A 15,150-nucleotide genomic window follows, 5' to 3' on the forward strand; every position below is an offset into this window, starting at 1 on the left:
CGCTACCGGATGCTGAGGTGGAGGTGGTCGAAGTGGCCGCCGGTGGCGTCGGTAGCGTCGTAGATGCCGCCGCCGGTGTAGGGCCGGCCCCAGCCGTTGTCGTCGGGGGTGGTGGGTGACCAGAACCGGCCTTGCCAGATGAGGTACATGATCTGGAGGGGTTCGGCGTTGGCGCGCAGCCAGCTGGCGAGGCGCCAGCCGTTGGCGAGGTCCTGTCCGGCGGGGAACTCGCCGGCGCGGGTGGGGAACAGGTCGCAGGCGCGGCCGTGGGGGTGGTCGCTGCTGGGGTTCCAAGCGTGTTCGTCCCAGCAGGTGATGGAGCGGATCGGTGCGGTCGGGCCGGGTGGGCCGAAGGCGGCGTGGATCTGGTCGAGGGCGTGTCGTGTGGCGGGGGTGAGGCAGCCGCTGGTCGTGGGGTCCTCGGCGGTGCAGCCGCCGTCGGGGCCGGTGTAGGGGCGTGCGGCGGGGAGGTCCCCGATCGGGACCGGTCCGGCGGGTGCGGCGAAGCGGGTGAGGTTGGCGTGGACCCGCGCGATGTAGGTGGCGACCTGGTCGGCGCAGGTGGCGGAGCAGCCGGCCTCGCCGGCAGTGGGGATGCCGGTGGCGGAGCCGGTGACGCGGCCGCAGCCGGTGATGTGGCAGACGAGCATGGCGTCGAGGGGGTCGGTCGCGGCGCCGGTGGTGGCGAGGTGGGTGCTGGCGCGGCGGAGGTTGGCGCAGACCCAGGGGATGGCGAGGTCGAGGTGGCGGGCCGGTTGGAGGATGTCGGCGTCCGGGGGCGGTGGGGTGGCGTCCCAGGGGCGGCCGCCGGCGGTGGTCCAGTTGGCCTGGTTGAGCTGGTAGAGCCCGGCGGCGCCGCCGTTGCTGTCGGTGCTGAACGCGGCGGGGTCCCAGCTGGACTCGGCGTCGACGTGCGCGATCACCCACAGCGGGGGCAGCTCGGGGCAGGTCGACGCGGTGAGTTCGGTGATGCGGGGCAGCAGTTCGGCGGCGAGCGGAGGGATCGTCATGACGTCGACGGTGGCGGTCGGTCGAGCGGCGACGGCGGCGGTGGTGACGGCGACGCCGCCGACCACGAGACCGATGATCAGCAGTGGGGCCATGACGGCGGCGGCCAGGCCGGCTGCGGCGACGGCGAGCAGGCGCACGGCTCACCGGGGCTCGCTGGTGGGCAGGGTGGGCAGGGGCGTGTGGTCGCCGGTGCCGCGGCGGCGTTCGGTGTGGGTGCAGTCGACGAACGGGCCGAGCGGGCTGAGCAGTTCGCGCAGGCACGGGTCGAGGTGGTCGCGGATCCAGAGGGACATGGCGACGCCGGGTTCGGGGGCGAGTTCGGTCCAGGCGCGGTGCAGGGCCTCGAACCGGAAGACGGCTTCGGGGTGCTCCCACCACCGCGGGCACCAGCGGATCTCGCCGCGCAGGGGGCGGGCGATGACCGGGGTGACGCAGCGGTGCACCCACTCGATGAGCGCGTCGCCGTCGAGCCCGCCGTCGAGGGCGGTGTCGTCGTCGAGGTCGTCGAGGTCGTGGCGGTCGTTGAGCAGTTCGTCGAGCAGGTCGGTCTGGTGGGTGCGCCAGGCTTCGAGGGCGTGGATGCGGGCGTGCAGCTCGGCGAGCAGCTGCGGGTCGACGGTGTGGTCGTCGGTCACGACGGGCCTCCTCGACGGGCGGTGGGGTGGGGGTCGGTGCGGGTGACGGGGTTGTCGGGGCCGAGGGCTTCGGTGGCGGCGGCGCGGAGTTCGGCGAGGGCGGTGTCGGCGTAGGCGCGGATGTCGGTGGTGTCGCGTTCGCGGTACCAGGGTTGGAGCCGGCCGAGGCCGGCGCGGCGGCCGGTGGACAGCAGCACCGCGTGGTCCTTGCTCATCGCGCGCAGCGCGGAGGGCGGGAGGACGGGTTCGCGGGTGGTGGAGTACTGGCGGCTGGGTCCGCGGCCGCGGTCGTGGCTGGTGGAGACCTTCTCGACGTCGTGGTCGCCGATCAGCCCGGACAGCCGCTGCAGGAAGGTGTGGTCGTCGACGCCTGCTCCGATGAGCTTGATCGTGGAGGCGGACCACAGCGCGTCCATGCCTTGTTCGCCCCAGACCCCGACGCCCTGCTGGTAGCTCTGCAGCACGGTGATGACCTGGATGCCGCGGGAGCCGTAGTGGCTGTAGAGCTTGGGCAGCGCGGTGATCGGGCAGATGTTGGCGGCCTCGTCGAGGACGGCGACGACAGGCGGGTCGAGCCGGCCACCGGCGGCCTGGGCGAGCAGTTCGGCGACCTCGAGGATCCGGTCGACGAGCGCGGCGACGACGGGTGCGGCGGTGCCGGCGCCCTCTTTGGACAGCAGGTGGATGGTGGCCGGGCCGTGCCGGGCGGCGGCGAGGAGCTGCCAGGGGTCGAGTTCGCGCGGGGGCGGCCCGGCGGGGGGTTCGCGCCAGGTGTCGGGTGGGGTGATCCAGCGCAGGATCCGCTCGGAGGTCAGCGCTTTCGTGGCGGTGCGGGCGGTCTGGAAGATGCCCTTGGTCGTGACGTCCGCGCCGGACAGGGCGGCTTCGAGGTCGGCGGCCTCGACGTCGGCGCCGGCGTGGTCGAGGGCGGCGATGGCGTCGCGGCGGCCGGGTTGGAGCCAGGCGATGGCCTCGCGGATGGTGCCGTCGTCGAGGGCGGCGGCGAGCAACACGGAGGTCAGGACCTGCTCGCCGGCGGAGTGGAAGAACGGGTCGCGGCGCTTGCCACCGATGCTGGCCATGAAGTGCCCGGCCAGCCGGGCCGCGGCCTCGACCCGGTGCGCGTCGGGGGCGTCGCGGATCGAGCGCAGCGGGTCCCACCACCAGGTCTGCGGGGCGAAGGAGATCTGCTGGGGGTCGAAGGTCCACACCGGGCCGGCGTTGGCGCGCATGCCGGCGGTCAGCGTCCATAGGTCGGCCTTGTTCGAGGTGGCGACGACCAGGCCGGGTGCGGACAGCACGGCGGGGACGGCGATCGCGGAGGTCTTGTTCGACCGCGGGCCCATGATGACCAGGGCGACGTCCTCCCACGACATCCAGGCGTCGCGCCCGGCGATGCGCAGCAGCCGGATCCCCTGGTCGGTGGGTGCGGCGGTGTCCGGGGTGAGGGCGGGGCGCAGCTGGAGGGCCTTGCGCATCGAGTGCTCGCCCGTCAGGTCGCCGAGGTCGCGGCGGTGCAGCAGCGACCGGCGCGGGTCCCCGGGTCGTCGCCGGTCGCCGATGAGCACGACGACGGTGACGACGGCGGCCACCTCGACGACCACGAGCCCGGCGAGCACCGCCACGAACGCCACCGTCGACGAGCCCGCGGCGAGCACGGTCCCCGGCCCGCCGGTGGCCAGCTGGGCGAGGAGGTGCGGGTGCAGCGCGGGCGGGGCCCAGGTGCCGGTGCCGGCCAGGGCGGCGGTGCCGGCGGCCAGCCAGGTGTCGAAGGTCAGGACGGCCGCGGTGGTGAGGCCCGCGAGCAGGAGCAGGGGAGCGGCGGCGTCGCGCAGCAGGGCCGAGTTCATGGCGCGGTGGGTGGGTGGAAGGCGGTGTCGGTGTCGTAGAGGGCCTGCTCGGTGGGGGTGAGGGTGAGCGCGACCGGTAGGCCCATCCGCTGCCCGGACTTGATGAGGTACTTGCCGCGGCCGGGGTGGCGCCGCCCGGCGTGCCAGGTCGGGGGCGCGGCCCAGGAGGTGATCAGCGCGGCCTCGCCGTCGGTGAGGGAGGTGATGCGGCGCAGCCCGTCGAGTTCGGTCTCGGCCATGCCGCCCAGCAGCAGGACGCCGTTGCGGGCGGCCAGGCCGCGGGCTTTGGCGCGGTCGGCTTCGGTGGGCAGGGCTTCGAGGTCGTCGAGGGAGTGGGTGACCTGGAAGGACACGATGCCGCGGTGGCGGCCCAGGCGGGTGATCCGGTCGGACTGCTCGACCAGCCCGGGCGCGACGCGCAGGGCGCGCCAGAGTTCGTCCTGGACCTGCACGACGTTGCGCGGGCGGGTCCCGGTGCCGGCGGCGTCGACGAACCCGGCCGACCAGGCCCAGGAGCAGAGCATGGCCGCGGCGACGACATCGTCGTCGTCGCCGTCGAGGGCGCTGATGTCCAGTGACAGCGCCGGGGTGTCGAGGTCGACGGTGACGGTGGAGGGGCGGTCGAAGATGCCGCGGATGGCGCCGTCGCAGAGCAGCCCGAGGGTGTTGGCGAGCTCGCGGGTGACCCGGCCGTACTCGGCGGGGTCGGTGCTGGCCGCGATGGCGCGCAGGGGTGGGTCGCCGGCGGTGAGGGCGGCCAGGACGTGCGGGATGACCGGTGCGTGGTGGGCGTCGGTGGCGGTGTCGAGGGCGACGCCGAGCAGGCGCCGTTCGGTGACGGTCGGGGCGGTGCGCCGGACGATGGTGAGCAGGGCTTCGAGCAGGGCGAGGCGGCGGGCGCGCAGGGTCTCGGTCAGCCGGGCCCGCTCGGTTCCGGTGGCGTGCTGCAGGGCGGGGCCGAGGGGGCCGGCGTCGAGGGGGTTCAGGGCGTGCAGGCCGCGCCCGAGGCGCCACACCGCTCCGCCGAGGGCGTGGATGAGCGGGGTGTACTCGCCTTTGACGTCGCCGGGGATGATCGCGCGCATCCCGAACCCGACCAGCCCGACGAGCATCCGCTTGGTGATCGAGGACTTCCCGATGCCGGGCTGGCCCTGCACCCAGACCCCGGTGTTGGAGACCAGCCCGGCGCGCAGCCAGCCGGCGGGGTCGAGGCCGACGGGTTCGGTGGTGTGCATGTGCCGCCCGACCGGGACGCCGTGCACGTCGGCGCCCGAGGACACGGCGAACGGGAACAGCCCGCAGACCTGGCTGGTGGTGCCGGCGAACCGGGCACCGGTCTCGACGTGCGCGGCGCGGCCGCCGCCGCGGACGGGCCACCCCCACGCCCGAGGGACGGGGTGGTCCGGGTCGGCGTGCAGCACGGGTGTGGTCATGGCGTGGTCTCCCAGGTCAGGGCGGGCGCCGGTGGTGGTCAGCGGCCGGTGCGGTGGGCGAGCAGGTCGGCGGGGTCGATGCCGATCCCGAGGGCGACGGCGAACCCGGCGGCCTGGGCGCCGCGCATCCGGCGCAGCCGCAACTTCGCCTGCCCGGCGCGCTGCTCGACGTCGGCGACCGCGGCGGGGAGCTGGTCGGGGTCGGTGACGGTGGTGGTGATGTAGAAGGTGAACCGGCCGACGCCGGCGCCCTCGGCTTCCTCGCGGGCGGACTGGACGGCGCGGTCGCGGTCGTCGCGGTCGCGTTGGGTCTCGTCGCGGCGGGTGCGGGCGGCCCAGGCCCGGCGGATCTGCCCGGAGGTGACCTCGGCCTCGACCTTCGCCGCGGCCTCGTCGGCGGGGTAGGGCTGGTAGAGCAGGGTGGTGCGGCGGGGGAACGGGCCCGGTGCGAGCAGCGGGGCCAGCACGCTGGGCCCGACGGCCTGGCGCGGGGCTTCGCGCAGGGCCCAGGTGACCGACAGCCCACCTTCGTGGCGGTAGCGGTCCCAGCTCTCCCGGGCGGCGACCGGGCCGGCATGGTGCCAGGCCAGCAGGGGGTCGGTGGCGAGGTCGGTGCGGGCGTCGGGGTCGAACGCCGCCCGGATCCGCCCGGTCAGCCAGCCGGTGCCTGCCCGGCCGAGCACGGCGACCCCGCAGGTGCTCAGGCCGTTCTCGATGCCGGGCAGCCACCGGCCGACCTCGGTGACCGCGGCGAGCAGGTCCGCCGGGCGGGGGTGGGCGCGGTGGGGGTCCAGGCACAGCGTGACCCGGGCGTCGACCTCGGCGGAGGTGGCCGGGGTGAGCGCGGCGAGTTCGTGCAGGACCTGCCGGGACAGCGGGGGTGCGGCGGGGTCGAGGGCGCGGGCGAGGTGTTCGCGGACGGTGGTGCCGCCCGACGGGGCGGTGTCCACGGTGACCGCGACGTGGCGGACCAGGGGTTGGTGGCCGAGGTCGGCCAGGAACGCTCCCCAGGAGGCGACCCACAGGTCGGTCTGGTCGGTGTCGGCGAGGTCGAGCCCGACCGGTGAGCAGCGCAGCACGGCCGAGAGCTGTCCGGTGCGCCGGTTCCACAGCAGGGCGTGGCGCCCGCCGCGGCCGTCGTCGACGTCGAGGGGTACCAGCGGGGCGAGCACCCCGGGCAAGTCGGTGGCGCGGGGATGGTCGGTGAGGACTCCGCCGGACAGCTCGGTCCACCCCAGGGCGCGGGCCCGGTGGAACCGGGCGCGGCGGACCACGGCGTCGGCGGGGGAGGATCCGCCGACCCGGATCACCACCGCGCTGATCACCAGCACCGACACCACCGCCAGCGGCAGAGCCAGCGTCGGGACGGTCGAGACGGCCAGCACCGGGGCCAGCAGCCCGAGGAACACGGTGACCGTCGCGGTGGTGGACAGCCCGGCGATGCCCCAGCCGCGCTCGGCGCGCCAGTTCCCGTACAGCCGCGGACCCGCCGGGCGTGGCTGGTCGTGCTGCGCTGCCCTCATCGGGTGTCGCCGCCATCGGGCCGGCCCGGTTCGCCGGACATGTGGTTCCCGGCGGCGCGGGCCGCACTTCCGGCCGCCATGGCCGCTGTCGCGGCGGCGCCGACCGGCCCAGCCGCGGCGGCCACGGCTCCACCGCCGCTGCCGGCGAGGGGGGCGGCGCCGACCGGGAGCGAGCCCGGTCCGGAGGTCTCCATGGCCGCGGCGCGGGTGAGGGCTTGGGAGCCGCGGTAGCTCTGCGACATCGCGATCGCCCCGCCGGCGCCGAGGAACCCCGACCCGCCACCGGAGGAGCCGCCGATCTGGGTGCCCGACCAGGAGAAGAACTTCAGCAGCACCGGCATGGCGACCACCGCGAGCAGCAGCACCATGCAGCCGGTGAGCATGGTGGTCAGGCCGCCGGGGTCGTTGGAGCTCGGCGAGGACAGGTAGGAGAACCCGATGTAGTAGATCAACGCCGCGGCCGGCTTGTAGACGGTCAGCCCGATCAGCCAGGGCAGGATCCGGTTCAGCCAGGCGCGGTTGGTCGCGGCCAGGACCAGCATCGCGGCCAGCACCAGCAGCCCGGCCTGGCGGACCATCATCATCAGCCACTGGACCAGCGAGAGCACCGCGGCCAGCAGCGATATCAGCAGCATCGCCACCCCGGCGTCCTGCTCGTCGGTGAGGATGTCGCGCATCAGGAACGCGAAGTTGTTCGCCGCCCCGTCCAGGACGTGCACCGCGAACTCGTCGCCCGCCCGCAGCGCGCCCTGCAGCAGGACCAGCCCGAGCGCGGAGACGATCGCGAACCGGAACAGCCCGGTCACCACCGTGATCAGCGGTTCGGCCTTGCGGGTCAGGATCAGCCGGACCGCCTGGACCAGGATCGAGCCGATCAGGATCGCCGCGACCAGGAAGTCCATCGAGCCCTGCGCGGCCAGCACCGCCGAGTCCCGCGGGTCAACGCTGTCGGTCTGCACCCACCAGGTCGACGCGGTGACCACCAGCTCGGCTGCGCCCGCGGCGATCCGGGTGACGACCGAGTCGAACGCCGACTCGACGGCCTGCCCGGTCTGGCAGCCCAGGTCGAACGTGCCGCACTCCACCGGCGGCTCCGGCACCGGCGGCTCCTGCACCGGCAGGGTCTGGGTTGTCTTCACGGCGCACCGCCGAGCTGGGCTGCCCGGTCCTGCCTGTAGGCAGGCCGCCCGGCCGCCGCTGCTGTCCCGGTGGCGGCTGGGGCGAGGGTGAAGTCCCAGCGGCTGCCCGGGCAGCTCGGCCCGTCGACGGTGATCGGCACCGGCGGCGCGGCGTCGGTCCGGGAGTCGGCGACCAGCAGCGCGGGCAGGGCGAGGACCAGCACGACCGCCCGCGGCCCGATCCTCAGGCGCCGGGCGTGGGGCTCGGTGCGGGTCACAGCTGGAACGCCCCGACCAGCACGGCCCCGGCCGAGGCCAGGGCCAGCCCGCCCAGGATCCAGGCCGACCCGATCATGCCCTCATAGGCGGTCGCGGAGCGGTTGCGCCGCCCGATGATGACCATCAGGGCGCAGACCAGGAAGCCCAGGACGCCGGCGAAGATGACGCCCCACTTCATCCAGCCCAGGACCTGACTGGCCAGGCCCTCCAGACCGGGCGGCGGCGCCGGCGGCGGGTCGAACACCAGGGGCAGGTAGGTCAGCGTGCGCATTGAGGTGCAGTCCTCTCCGTCAGAGGGGCAGGTGCCGCCCGGCGTGGTCCCGGGCTGGTCGGTACCGGGCCGGCGCGGCCGGTGGCCGCGCGCAGGTCGCGCAGCGCGGTGGCGTAGCGGCGCAGCGGGCGGGGAAGCTCGGTCACCGGGCGGGTGAGCAGCCCGCGGACCTCGTCCAGCGGCACGGCCAGCTCCCGCCACCGCCGCACGAACGGCAGCACCACTACCGCGGCGGCGTGCGGTTCGAGCAGTCGCAGCCGTGCGGTGACCGGCCGGCTCGGCCCCGAGGCGTCCGCCGCGGTCACCGCCAGCACGGGTCGGTGGCCGGTGGTGGTGATCAGGTGCGCGGCGCGGGCCGCGCGCAGCAGCGAGTCACCGGTCGCCCGGCAGACCAGGACGTCGACCGCGCGGCCGGTGAACACACCCCGGTCGGTAGCGCCGATCGCGGTGGCCACGGTCGTCGTCCCGACCCCACCGGCCACGCCCGCCACCAGCAGCCGAGGCTGAGCGCGGGGCTGCGTGCCGGTACTGCGGTTGTTCACGGCCATGCCTCACCTCGTCTCCTCCGGCGACCGGGACGAAGACTCAGCTCGGGGATGGACGGCTGCGTGGTCACGCGTTGCTCGGCGGCGTGGTCGGCGGCGTGGTCGGCACGGGCGGTCCTGCTACACCGGGACGGCGTGGGGATGGACGGCGGCGTGGCGGAGCCGTGCTGAATGGCCGGGCACCCTCGTGGTCGCGCTGCACCTCGACGTGGCCGCTGACGGCGGTGCGGCCGCGCTGCGCTCGGCGCCGTGGTCGGCACTCGGCCACACGGTCAGCCATCTCGTGGCCACGTCCGCGTCGAGACGTGGCGCGACGGTGCGGGCATGGCTTCAGCGAGTCGCCGACGCCGCCCCGGGCCGGCTCGGACGAGTCCGCAGGAGCGCGCGGCGAAGGTCGAGGCGCTCCTGGCCCAGCTCAACAGCGCGGTCGGGGAGCTGACCGAGGGCGAGCAGTGGACCGCGATGCTGCGCGCGGCCACGAAGTTCCACCGCTACAGCTTCCGGAACATGATGCTGCTCTGGGCCCAGGCCGAACAGCGCGGCATCACCCTGTCCGCGGTGGCCGGGTTCAGCGCGTGGAAGGCCCTCGGGCGGTCGGTCCGCAAAGGCGAACGCGGCCTGCAGATCCTCGCCCCCGTCACCCGCCGCACCACCGACGAGCACGACGACCCGGTTGACGGCGACACGGCCGGTCCCCGGCCGGAGGAGAAGGGTGGCCGGCGGGTCGTCGCGGGGTTCCGGGTCGCGCACGTCTTCGACGTCTCCCAGACCGACGGCGCGCCGCTGCCCGAACCACCCCGGCCGGTGCCGCTGGCCGGCGCGGACACCACCGCTCTGTGGGAGCCGCTTGCCAACCTCGTCCGCGCCGCCGGGTTCGCCCTGCAACGCCGCCCCGAGACCGGCCAGGCCCAAGGGTGGACCGACTACGTGAACCGTGTCGTCGCGGTGCGCCCCGACATCGACGACGCCTACGCCGTCGCCGTCCTCGCCCACGAGCTCGGCCACATCCGCGCCGGCCACGAACACCGCAAGATCGGTCGGGCGCAGGCGGAGACCGAGGCGGAGTCGATCGCGTTCATCGTCATGGCCGCGCACGGCGGCGACAGCACCTCCAGCGCCGTGCCCTACGTCGCCGGCTGGAGCGGCGGCGACCGCGAGGTGATCGCCGCGGCCGCCGAGACCGTCCACACGGCTGCGGCCGGCATCCTCGCCGACCTCGCCCCCGACGAGCCGCCGCAGGATCCGGCCACCGGAGCACCTGCGCCGACCAGACGAGCTGCTCCGGCTGCCCAAGCGGGGCGGCCGCTCGGCGCCGCCGGTGGTCGTGCTGCGCCGGAGCCGTCGCCGTGAGCGCGGCAATGCGACGACCACGCCGCCCGCCACCCGGGCCGCGACGGTGGCGTCGTTGCTGATCCCGTTGCTGGGGGGCGTGCATGCCGATCGACCGCCGCTTCGTCATCGGAGACGGGTCCAGTGCTGATGAGCGGCGCTGGCCCGATCCGAACCAGCTCGTCTGCCCGGTGTGCCGGACGCCGGCCCGTCCGGAGCCACCCGCTTACTGGAAGGTTGCCGACGGCCCTCGTCCGGACTGGTCGCACGAGGACCGCGAACCGCTCTGCCTCGTGCCCCATGACGACGGTCGCCCACGTCCGGCGGTTCCGGTGGCGCACAGGCGTCTTCCCGGCCAGTCGACCCGCCAGCTGCCGGCTGGGGAGCAGAGCGGCCCCGAGCCGCGCGACCTTGACGTGCCCGACCACCGCCGCAGCCACGAGCAGACCGGCTACCGCCATCGACCCGACCGTCGCCCGGCCCGGCCCGCCGACGTCCCCCACGACACCGGGTCCTTTGGAAGGCACCGCCGGTCATCGCCGGCGGCTCCGGGCGCTGGCGGCACGGCATGAAGCGGGAAGCACTGGTGCCTGGTGGGCGAATTGGTCCGAGATGGCGGCACGACACCGGGTACGGGCCTGCCTCCCAGCACGAGGGCTACACCGTGGCGGTCGGTGCCGGCGACCGCGTCGTCGGGTGGAAGGCCGGTTGTGGTTGTGGATGGCGCAGTTCGCGCACCTATGACCGTGACCGGTTCCCCAGCGTGTCGGGAGTTGCGCCTGCCGAGGTTGAGGGTTCGGCCACGGGCACCGGTGCGTTCTCGGAGTGGCGGTTCCACCTGTTCGCCGCGGTCCCCGAGCTGGTCGTCGCCGACACCGTCAATGTCGTTCTGCGGTCTGCCCCGAACCGGCTCACCAACCCGCTGCTCGCCGCCGTGGTCGCCGTGGCCCGGGAACACGGCGCCACCTGGCCGCTGCTCGCCGACGCCGCCGGTGTCACGCTGCGGGAAGCGAAGTGGGCGTGGGCGCCACCTCGTGTGGACCCTGTCCAGGCTGTTCGTCGCCGTCGCGCCGGGCACCGGCGCGCCGCGCATGGCGCCGCGCCGGCGCACCGACGGCGGGACGGTCCCGCCGCGGGCAGCGGACCGGCCATCGCCCCGGCGCGGTGAGCAGGACGATGCGCACGGGGCGTCGCGACGACCTCCACACTTTGGTCGACCGGCTCCGCGCAGCCGCGTTCGATGCGGTCTCTGACGGCTTCGCGGTCTTCCCGCTGCGCGCGGGGACGAAGACGCCGCTGATCACGCGGTGGGAGCAGCGCGCCACACGCGATGTCGACCTCGTCGACCGCTGGTGGCGCACCGGGCCTTACAACATCGGGATCGCCGCTGGCCCCTCGCACCTGGTGGTCGTCGATCTCGACACCGCCGGACCTGGTGAGGTCGCACCCGCCCCGTGGTCCGGCCTGCGCACCGGCCAAGACGTCCTGCAGCGGGTCGCCGCGGACAGCGGCCATCGTGTGCCGGTCACCCGGACCGTGATCACTCCCTCCGGTGGGCGTCACCTGTACTTCCGCGCCCCCGACGGCGCGGCACTACGCAACACCCGCCGGTCAGCTGGGCTGGCACATCGACACCTGCGCGGTCGGGGGCTACGTCGTCGCACCCGGCTCCGTTCTGCCGACGGGCCGCTGCGAGCTCGCCTCGCGCGACCGGGTGGTCGAGCTGCCCGACTGGCTGCTGAGCGCCCTGCACCCACCACCGCCACTACCGCCGCCTCCAGCCGGAACCGCACTGCAGGGTGCTGGTGTCCGGCACGCTGGCGCGTGCGTCGCGGCGATCGTGCAGGCGGAGTGCTGGGAGGTGGCGGCGGCCGTGGTGGGGCAGCGGCACCGCACGCTGCTGCACGCCGCCCGCCAGCTCGGGCGGCTCGTCGGTAGCGGCGCCCTCGACATCCATGTCGCCCACGCTGCCTTGACGGCCGCGGCGCAGGGCTACGTGGGCATCGAGGGCTACACCCGTCGCCAGGTGGAACGCGACATCGCCGACGGACTCGCCTTCGGCGCCCGCCGACCCCGCCACATCGACTCCCCGACCACGTCCAGGGGACGCGCGCGGCTTGGTACACGGCAGGAACGCCCCCAGGCCAGCCCGACCAGATCACGTCAGCTGCCCGGGCAGGCGGCCAGCGGCGTCAGCACGGGTCGCGCGCCGCGCCGCCACCCGAAACCGGGTGCCGCTACACTGCCGGGCACCGTGCCTGCTCGTGAATGAGCCTGCTCGGGGCGCCCGGGCATCCGAGAGCGCGGTGCCATCACTGGCACCGCGCCCGTGGACGGTCGTGAGCCGGTCAGGGGCCCGTTGTGGCTAACGGGCCGTGGCTGCCCACGGCGTAACCGTCCGCGCTGCCGGCCGATCCTCGAGCGTTCGACCACGAGAACACCCAGCCGCGTGGCCTGATGACGCGTCATGACGACGACACCGTTCGGTGATCCGGCAGGCACCGCGATCTCGGTCGACACCGACGCCCTCCACCTCGCGGCGACCGCGATCACCCCGCCCCCTGCTCCGCCACCTCCTGCAGCTACTTCGTGGCTCGACGCGGTCGGTGACGACCATGTCGTCGCCGCTCTGGATGGCTTCCTGACCGCGTACCGGCGGACGTGCGTTGACCTCGCCGCCGATGACGCGGCCGCCGCGCAGGAGCTGCACAACTGCGCGGTGCTGTATGCCGGTATCGAGGCCGCGCTCGTCCGCATGCTCGTCCGCCTCGCACGCCCCCTCGCCCCGCAACCAGCGGGCCTTCACGAGGAGGGACCGACGTGCCCGGACGAGTAGGAGCCGCAGCCATGGCCATCGCCGTTCCCTCCCAGAACCGACCTGATCAGCTCCCAGCCCCATCGTCGATGCGGTCATCGCCGACGTACGGAGCCGACACCGGAGCCGACGCCGGCTCTGACGTCGGCACGAGGGACAACGACCAGCATGAGGGTGCTGCGTCGCAGGCTGAGCTGGGCTCGACCCGCGACCCGGCCCGCCTGGTCCCCGGCAACCCCGTCCGGTTGCACGCTGCGGCGGACGAACTCGCCCAGCGCTGCCGCGACCACGAGGCGACCACAACGCAGCTACGCGACGCGGTACCCAGCACCTCGGTGTGGGACAGCGTCGCCGCCGACGGCTTCCGCGTCTACACCAAACAGCAGACCAACCGGTACCATGACAGCGCTCTGGCTACCCGCACCGTCGGGATTGCGCTGCGCCGCTACGCCGACGCCCTGACACGAGCCCAAGCCGAAGCCCGCGACGCCATCGAGCTCTTCGGCGCCCCGCCCACACCCGTCCCCGGCGCCCCGGCCGACCGACCCCCGGGCGCCGCGAGCACAGACGGCTACGAAGAGGTCCCCGACGCCGGCCGGCTGGGTGGCACCGGCACGGCCGCCGCACGCGCCGAGGCGCGTCGCGCATTGGACGCGGCCCGTGCTCAGCTCGCCTCGGTCGCGGCCGACGTCCGCGCTGACCTTGCGCGCGGCCGCGGACAACTACCTGCCCTGCGCCGGCTTCTCGCCGATCCCGTCTGGCACGCCGATCCTGTGCTGCCACCGCGAGAGATGCCAGGTGAGGCCGCCGCTGGACCGCTGACCTCCCGCGGGTAGGTGCCGCGGGCGCGGACACCGTGGTGTTGTCGTCGCCGGGCGCGCCGTTCACCGCAGTCCTCGAGCGGGGTCTGTCGGCCAGACCCGGTAGCTACGGGCCTGCCGGCAGGGCGGCGGCAACAGCGTGGCCGCGGCTGGTCGGGAGAGTCGCAGCCCGGCGCGGAAGATGAACGCTCGATGACCAGTGACCTGCAGACCGTCACATCAGGCACGCAGTCTGCGACTCAGCGGTAGACCAGCAACGGTGAGGTGGGGGAGGGGACGCTGCGGTGGTGGTGCGGATCGGCACGTGGAACCTGGAGAACCTGTTCCGGCCCGGCGCGGACGGCGGCCCCCGCACCGAGGACGCCTACCAGGCCAAGCTCTCCTCCTTGGCCGACACCATCACCGTGCTCGCCCCCGACGTGCTCGCAGTCCAGGAGGTCGGCGACCCCGACGCGCTCACCGACCTCGCCGACCGTGCCGGTGGCGGCTGGCACCTGGCCACCGCCGACCCCGACCGGCGCGGGATCCGGGTCGGGTTCCTGTCCCGCCTGGAACTCACCGACATCGAGCAGACCATAGGCTTCCCGGCCGGGTTGCGCCCCATCCAGGTCGACGACACCAACACGACGTCCTCGACGATGGGCCGCCCCGCCCTACGCGCCCGAGTCCAGGCCGGCAGCCAGTCCATCGACCTGGTGACCTGTCATCTCAAGTCGAAGCTGCTCACCTTCCCCGGCGGCCGGTTCTCTCCCCGCGACGAGGGCGAACGGGCCCGGTTCGGCGCCTACGCCCTCAACCGCCGCACGGCTGAAGCGGTCACCGTTCGCGCGGCCGCGACCGCGCTGCTCGACGGCCAAGGCCAGCAGCGGGCGGTCGTGGTGCTCGGTGACCTCAACGACGAGCCGGCGGCGGCGACCACGCAGATCCTGCACGGCCCACCGGGATCGGAGATCGGCACCGCCGGGTTCACCCGGCCCGACCAAGGCGACGGGGTCCGGTTGTGGAACCTCGCCGCGCAGATCCCCGAGGCGCAGAGGTTCAGCCGGGTCTACCGCGGCCGCGGCGAACTCATCGACCACATCCTGGTCAGCCACGCCCTCGTCGGCCTGATCCCCAACGGCGCCGTCACCACCGACACCACCGCCGCGGCGCCCTCGATCACCGACGACCCCCGCACCCGCCGCGACGCCCCCGGATCCGACCACCGCCCCGTACTGGCCACGATCAACCTGTGAGCCCCTCGCTGTCGGAGCCGACCCCTGTCATCAGCACGGTCAGCGAGGCAATGCTTGAGCGGCGCACCATGAGGTTGGGGGAGCCAGCCGACGCCTGGGGTCACCAGCCTTCCAAGTCCAAATCCTGCCAACTGCTTGATGTGGAGCAATTCCACCCGACTAGCCCGGCGCTTTCATGCCGGTATGGCCGCGGAGGTGTGTCGAACAGCTGAGAGGTGCTCCTGAGCAGCAAGGATGTGACTTGCGAAGGTCCACATCCGCCACGAACCAGGAGCACCTCTCAGG

Annotated in this window: 15 protein-coding genes and 1 pseudogene; 7 read left to right on the forward strand and 9 right to left on the reverse strand. The window is 74.2% G+C overall.

Going from position 1 to position 15,150, the window contains the following annotated elements; genetic code table 11:
• Positions 1 to 2: 2 nt before the first annotated feature.
• From KIK08_RS20340 to KIK08_RS20380, 9 genes are read right to left on the reverse strand one after another with little or no spacing between them, the layout of a single operon-like run.
• Positions 3 to 1,148 (reverse strand): VldE C-terminal domain-containing protein, encoded by a 1,146-nt coding sequence (locus KIK08_RS20340; RefSeq protein ID WP_214404790.1) that lies wholly within the window; start codon positions 1,146 to 1,148, stop codon positions 3 to 5.
• A 3-nt stretch (positions 1,149 to 1,151) separates the two neighbouring features.
• On the reverse strand, positions 1,152 to 1,646 hold the full coding sequence (locus KIK08_RS20345; RefSeq protein ID WP_214404791.1) for a DUF4913 domain-containing protein: 495 nt from the start codon (positions 1,644 to 1,646) through the stop codon (positions 1,152 to 1,154).
• On the reverse strand, positions 1,643 to 3,496 hold the full coding sequence (locus KIK08_RS20350) for a type IV secretory system conjugative DNA transfer family protein (RefSeq protein WP_214404792.1): 1,854 nt from the start codon (positions 3,494 to 3,496) through the stop codon (positions 1,643 to 1,645). The genes KIK08_RS20345 and KIK08_RS20350 overlap by 4 nt, the downstream gene beginning before the upstream one ends.
• Positions 3,493 to 4,929 carry a hypothetical protein gene (locus KIK08_RS20355; RefSeq protein WP_214404793.1) on the reverse strand — a complete coding sequence of 479 codons (1,437 nt, stop codon included), beginning with the start codon at positions 4,927 to 4,929 and terminating at the stop codon, positions 3,493 to 3,495. Before KIK08_RS20355 ends, KIK08_RS20350 begins: the two co-directional genes overlap by 4 nt.
• 38 nt (positions 4,930 to 4,967) lie before the next feature.
• A complete protein-coding gene (locus KIK08_RS20360; protein WP_214404794.1) occupies positions 4,968 to 6,452 on the reverse strand; it encodes an SCO6880 family protein in 1,485 nt (494 codons plus the stop codon).
• Positions 6,449 to 7,591 (reverse strand): hypothetical protein, encoded by a 1,143-nt coding sequence (locus KIK08_RS20365; RefSeq protein ID WP_214404795.1) that lies wholly within the window; start codon positions 7,589 to 7,591, stop codon positions 6,449 to 6,451. The genes KIK08_RS20360 and KIK08_RS20365 overlap by 4 nt, the downstream gene beginning before the upstream one ends.
• On the reverse strand, positions 7,588 to 7,848 hold the full coding sequence (locus tag KIK08_RS20370; protein WP_214404796.1) for a hypothetical protein: 261 nt from the start codon (positions 7,846 to 7,848) through the stop codon (positions 7,588 to 7,590). Before KIK08_RS20370 ends, KIK08_RS20365 begins: the two co-directional genes overlap by 4 nt.
• Positions 7,845 to 8,120: a hypothetical protein gene (locus tag KIK08_RS20375; RefSeq protein WP_214404797.1), complete on the reverse strand. Its 276-nt coding sequence runs from the start codon at positions 8,118 to 8,120 to the stop codon at positions 7,845 to 7,847. The genes KIK08_RS20370 and KIK08_RS20375 overlap by 4 nt, the downstream gene beginning before the upstream one ends.
• Positions 8,108 to 8,668, reverse strand: a complete 561-nt coding sequence (locus tag KIK08_RS20380; protein ID WP_214404798.1) for a hypothetical protein — start codon at positions 8,666 to 8,668, stop codon at positions 8,108 to 8,110. Before KIK08_RS20380 ends, KIK08_RS20375 begins: the two co-directional genes overlap by 13 nt.
• Positions 8,669 to 8,989: 321 nt before the next feature.
• Between KIK08_RS20380 and KIK08_RS20385 the strand changes: the two genes are divergently transcribed.
• The 7 genes and pseudogenes from KIK08_RS20385 (at position 8,990) to KIK08_RS20410 (ending at position 14,865) form a co-directional block, all read left to right on the forward strand.
• Complete coding sequence (locus KIK08_RS20385) at positions 8,990 to 10,015, forward strand: ArdC-like ssDNA-binding domain-containing protein (protein WP_214404799.1); 1,026 nt, start codon at positions 8,990 to 8,992, stop codon at positions 10,013 to 10,015.
• 643 nt (positions 10,016 to 10,658) lie between these two features.
• On the forward strand, positions 10,659 to 11,162 hold the full coding sequence (locus KIK08_RS20390) for a hypothetical protein (RefSeq protein ID WP_214404800.1): 504 nt from the start codon (positions 10,659 to 10,661) through the stop codon (positions 11,160 to 11,162).
• Between the two features lie 8 nt (positions 11,163 to 11,170).
• Positions 11,171 to 11,512 (forward strand): annotated as a pseudogene (locus KIK08_RS42265) (bifunctional DNA primase/polymerase); the annotation flags it as partial.
• 34 nt (positions 11,513 to 11,546) lie between these two features.
• The gene (locus tag KIK08_RS40095; RefSeq protein WP_250557411.1) at positions 11,547 to 12,266 is read left to right on the forward strand and encodes a bifunctional DNA primase/polymerase; all 720 of its coding nucleotides are present in this window, start codon (positions 11,547 to 11,549) and stop codon (positions 12,264 to 12,266) included.
• Between the two features lie 195 nt (positions 12,267 to 12,461).
• Entirely contained in the window at positions 12,462 to 12,830 is a 369-nt protein-coding gene (locus KIK08_RS20400) for a hypothetical protein (protein ID WP_214404802.1), read from the forward strand.
• A gap of 11 nt (positions 12,831 to 12,841) precedes the next feature.
• Complete coding sequence (locus KIK08_RS20405) at positions 12,842 to 13,645, forward strand: putative T7SS-secreted protein (RefSeq protein ID WP_214404803.1); 804 nt, start codon at positions 12,842 to 12,844, stop codon at positions 13,643 to 13,645.
• A gap of 269 nt (positions 13,646 to 13,914) precedes the next feature.
• Positions 13,915 to 14,865 carry an endonuclease/exonuclease/phosphatase family protein gene (locus KIK08_RS20410; protein ID WP_308257757.1) on the forward strand — a complete coding sequence of 317 codons (951 nt, stop codon included), beginning with the start codon at positions 13,915 to 13,917 and terminating at the stop codon, positions 14,863 to 14,865.
• Positions 14,866 to 15,150 lie beyond the last annotated feature (285 nt).

Source organism: Pseudonocardia lacus (assembly GCF_018531445.1).
Taxonomy (GTDB): domain Bacteria; phylum Actinomycetota; class Actinomycetes; order Mycobacteriales; family Pseudonocardiaceae; genus Pseudonocardia; species Pseudonocardia lacus.

Excerpts from the sequence above, each read along its gene's own strand:
- KIK08_RS20375 (WP_214404797.1), bottom strand. The coding sequence starts at position 8,120 with ATGCGCACGCTGACCTACCTGCCCCTGGTGTTCGACCCGCCGCCGGCG.
- KIK08_RS20360 (WP_214404794.1), bottom strand. The coding sequence starts at position 6,452 with ATGAGGGCAGCGCAGCACGACCAGCCACGCCCGGCGGGTCCGCGGCTG.
- KIK08_RS20355 (WP_214404793.1), bottom strand. The coding sequence starts at position 4,929 with ATGACCACACCCGTGCTGCACGCCGACCCGGACCACCCCGTCCCTCGG.
- KIK08_RS20385 (WP_214404799.1), top strand. The coding sequence starts at position 8,990 with ATGGCTTCAGCGAGTCGCCGACGCCGCCCCGGGCCGGCTCGGACGAGT.
- KIK08_RS20400 (WP_214404802.1), top strand. The coding sequence starts at position 12,462 with ATGACGACGACACCGTTCGGTGATCCGGCAGGCACCGCGATCTCGGTC.
- KIK08_RS20405 (WP_214404803.1), top strand. The coding sequence starts at position 12,842 with ATGGCCATCGCCGTTCCCTCCCAGAACCGACCTGATCAGCTCCCAGCC.
- KIK08_RS20350 (WP_214404792.1), bottom strand. The coding sequence starts at position 3,496 with ATGAACTCGGCCCTGCTGCGCGACGCCGCCGCTCCCCTGCTCCTGCTC.
- KIK08_RS20380 (WP_214404798.1), bottom strand. The coding sequence starts at position 8,668 with ATGGCCGTGAACAACCGCAGTACCGGCACGCAGCCCCGCGCTCAGCCT.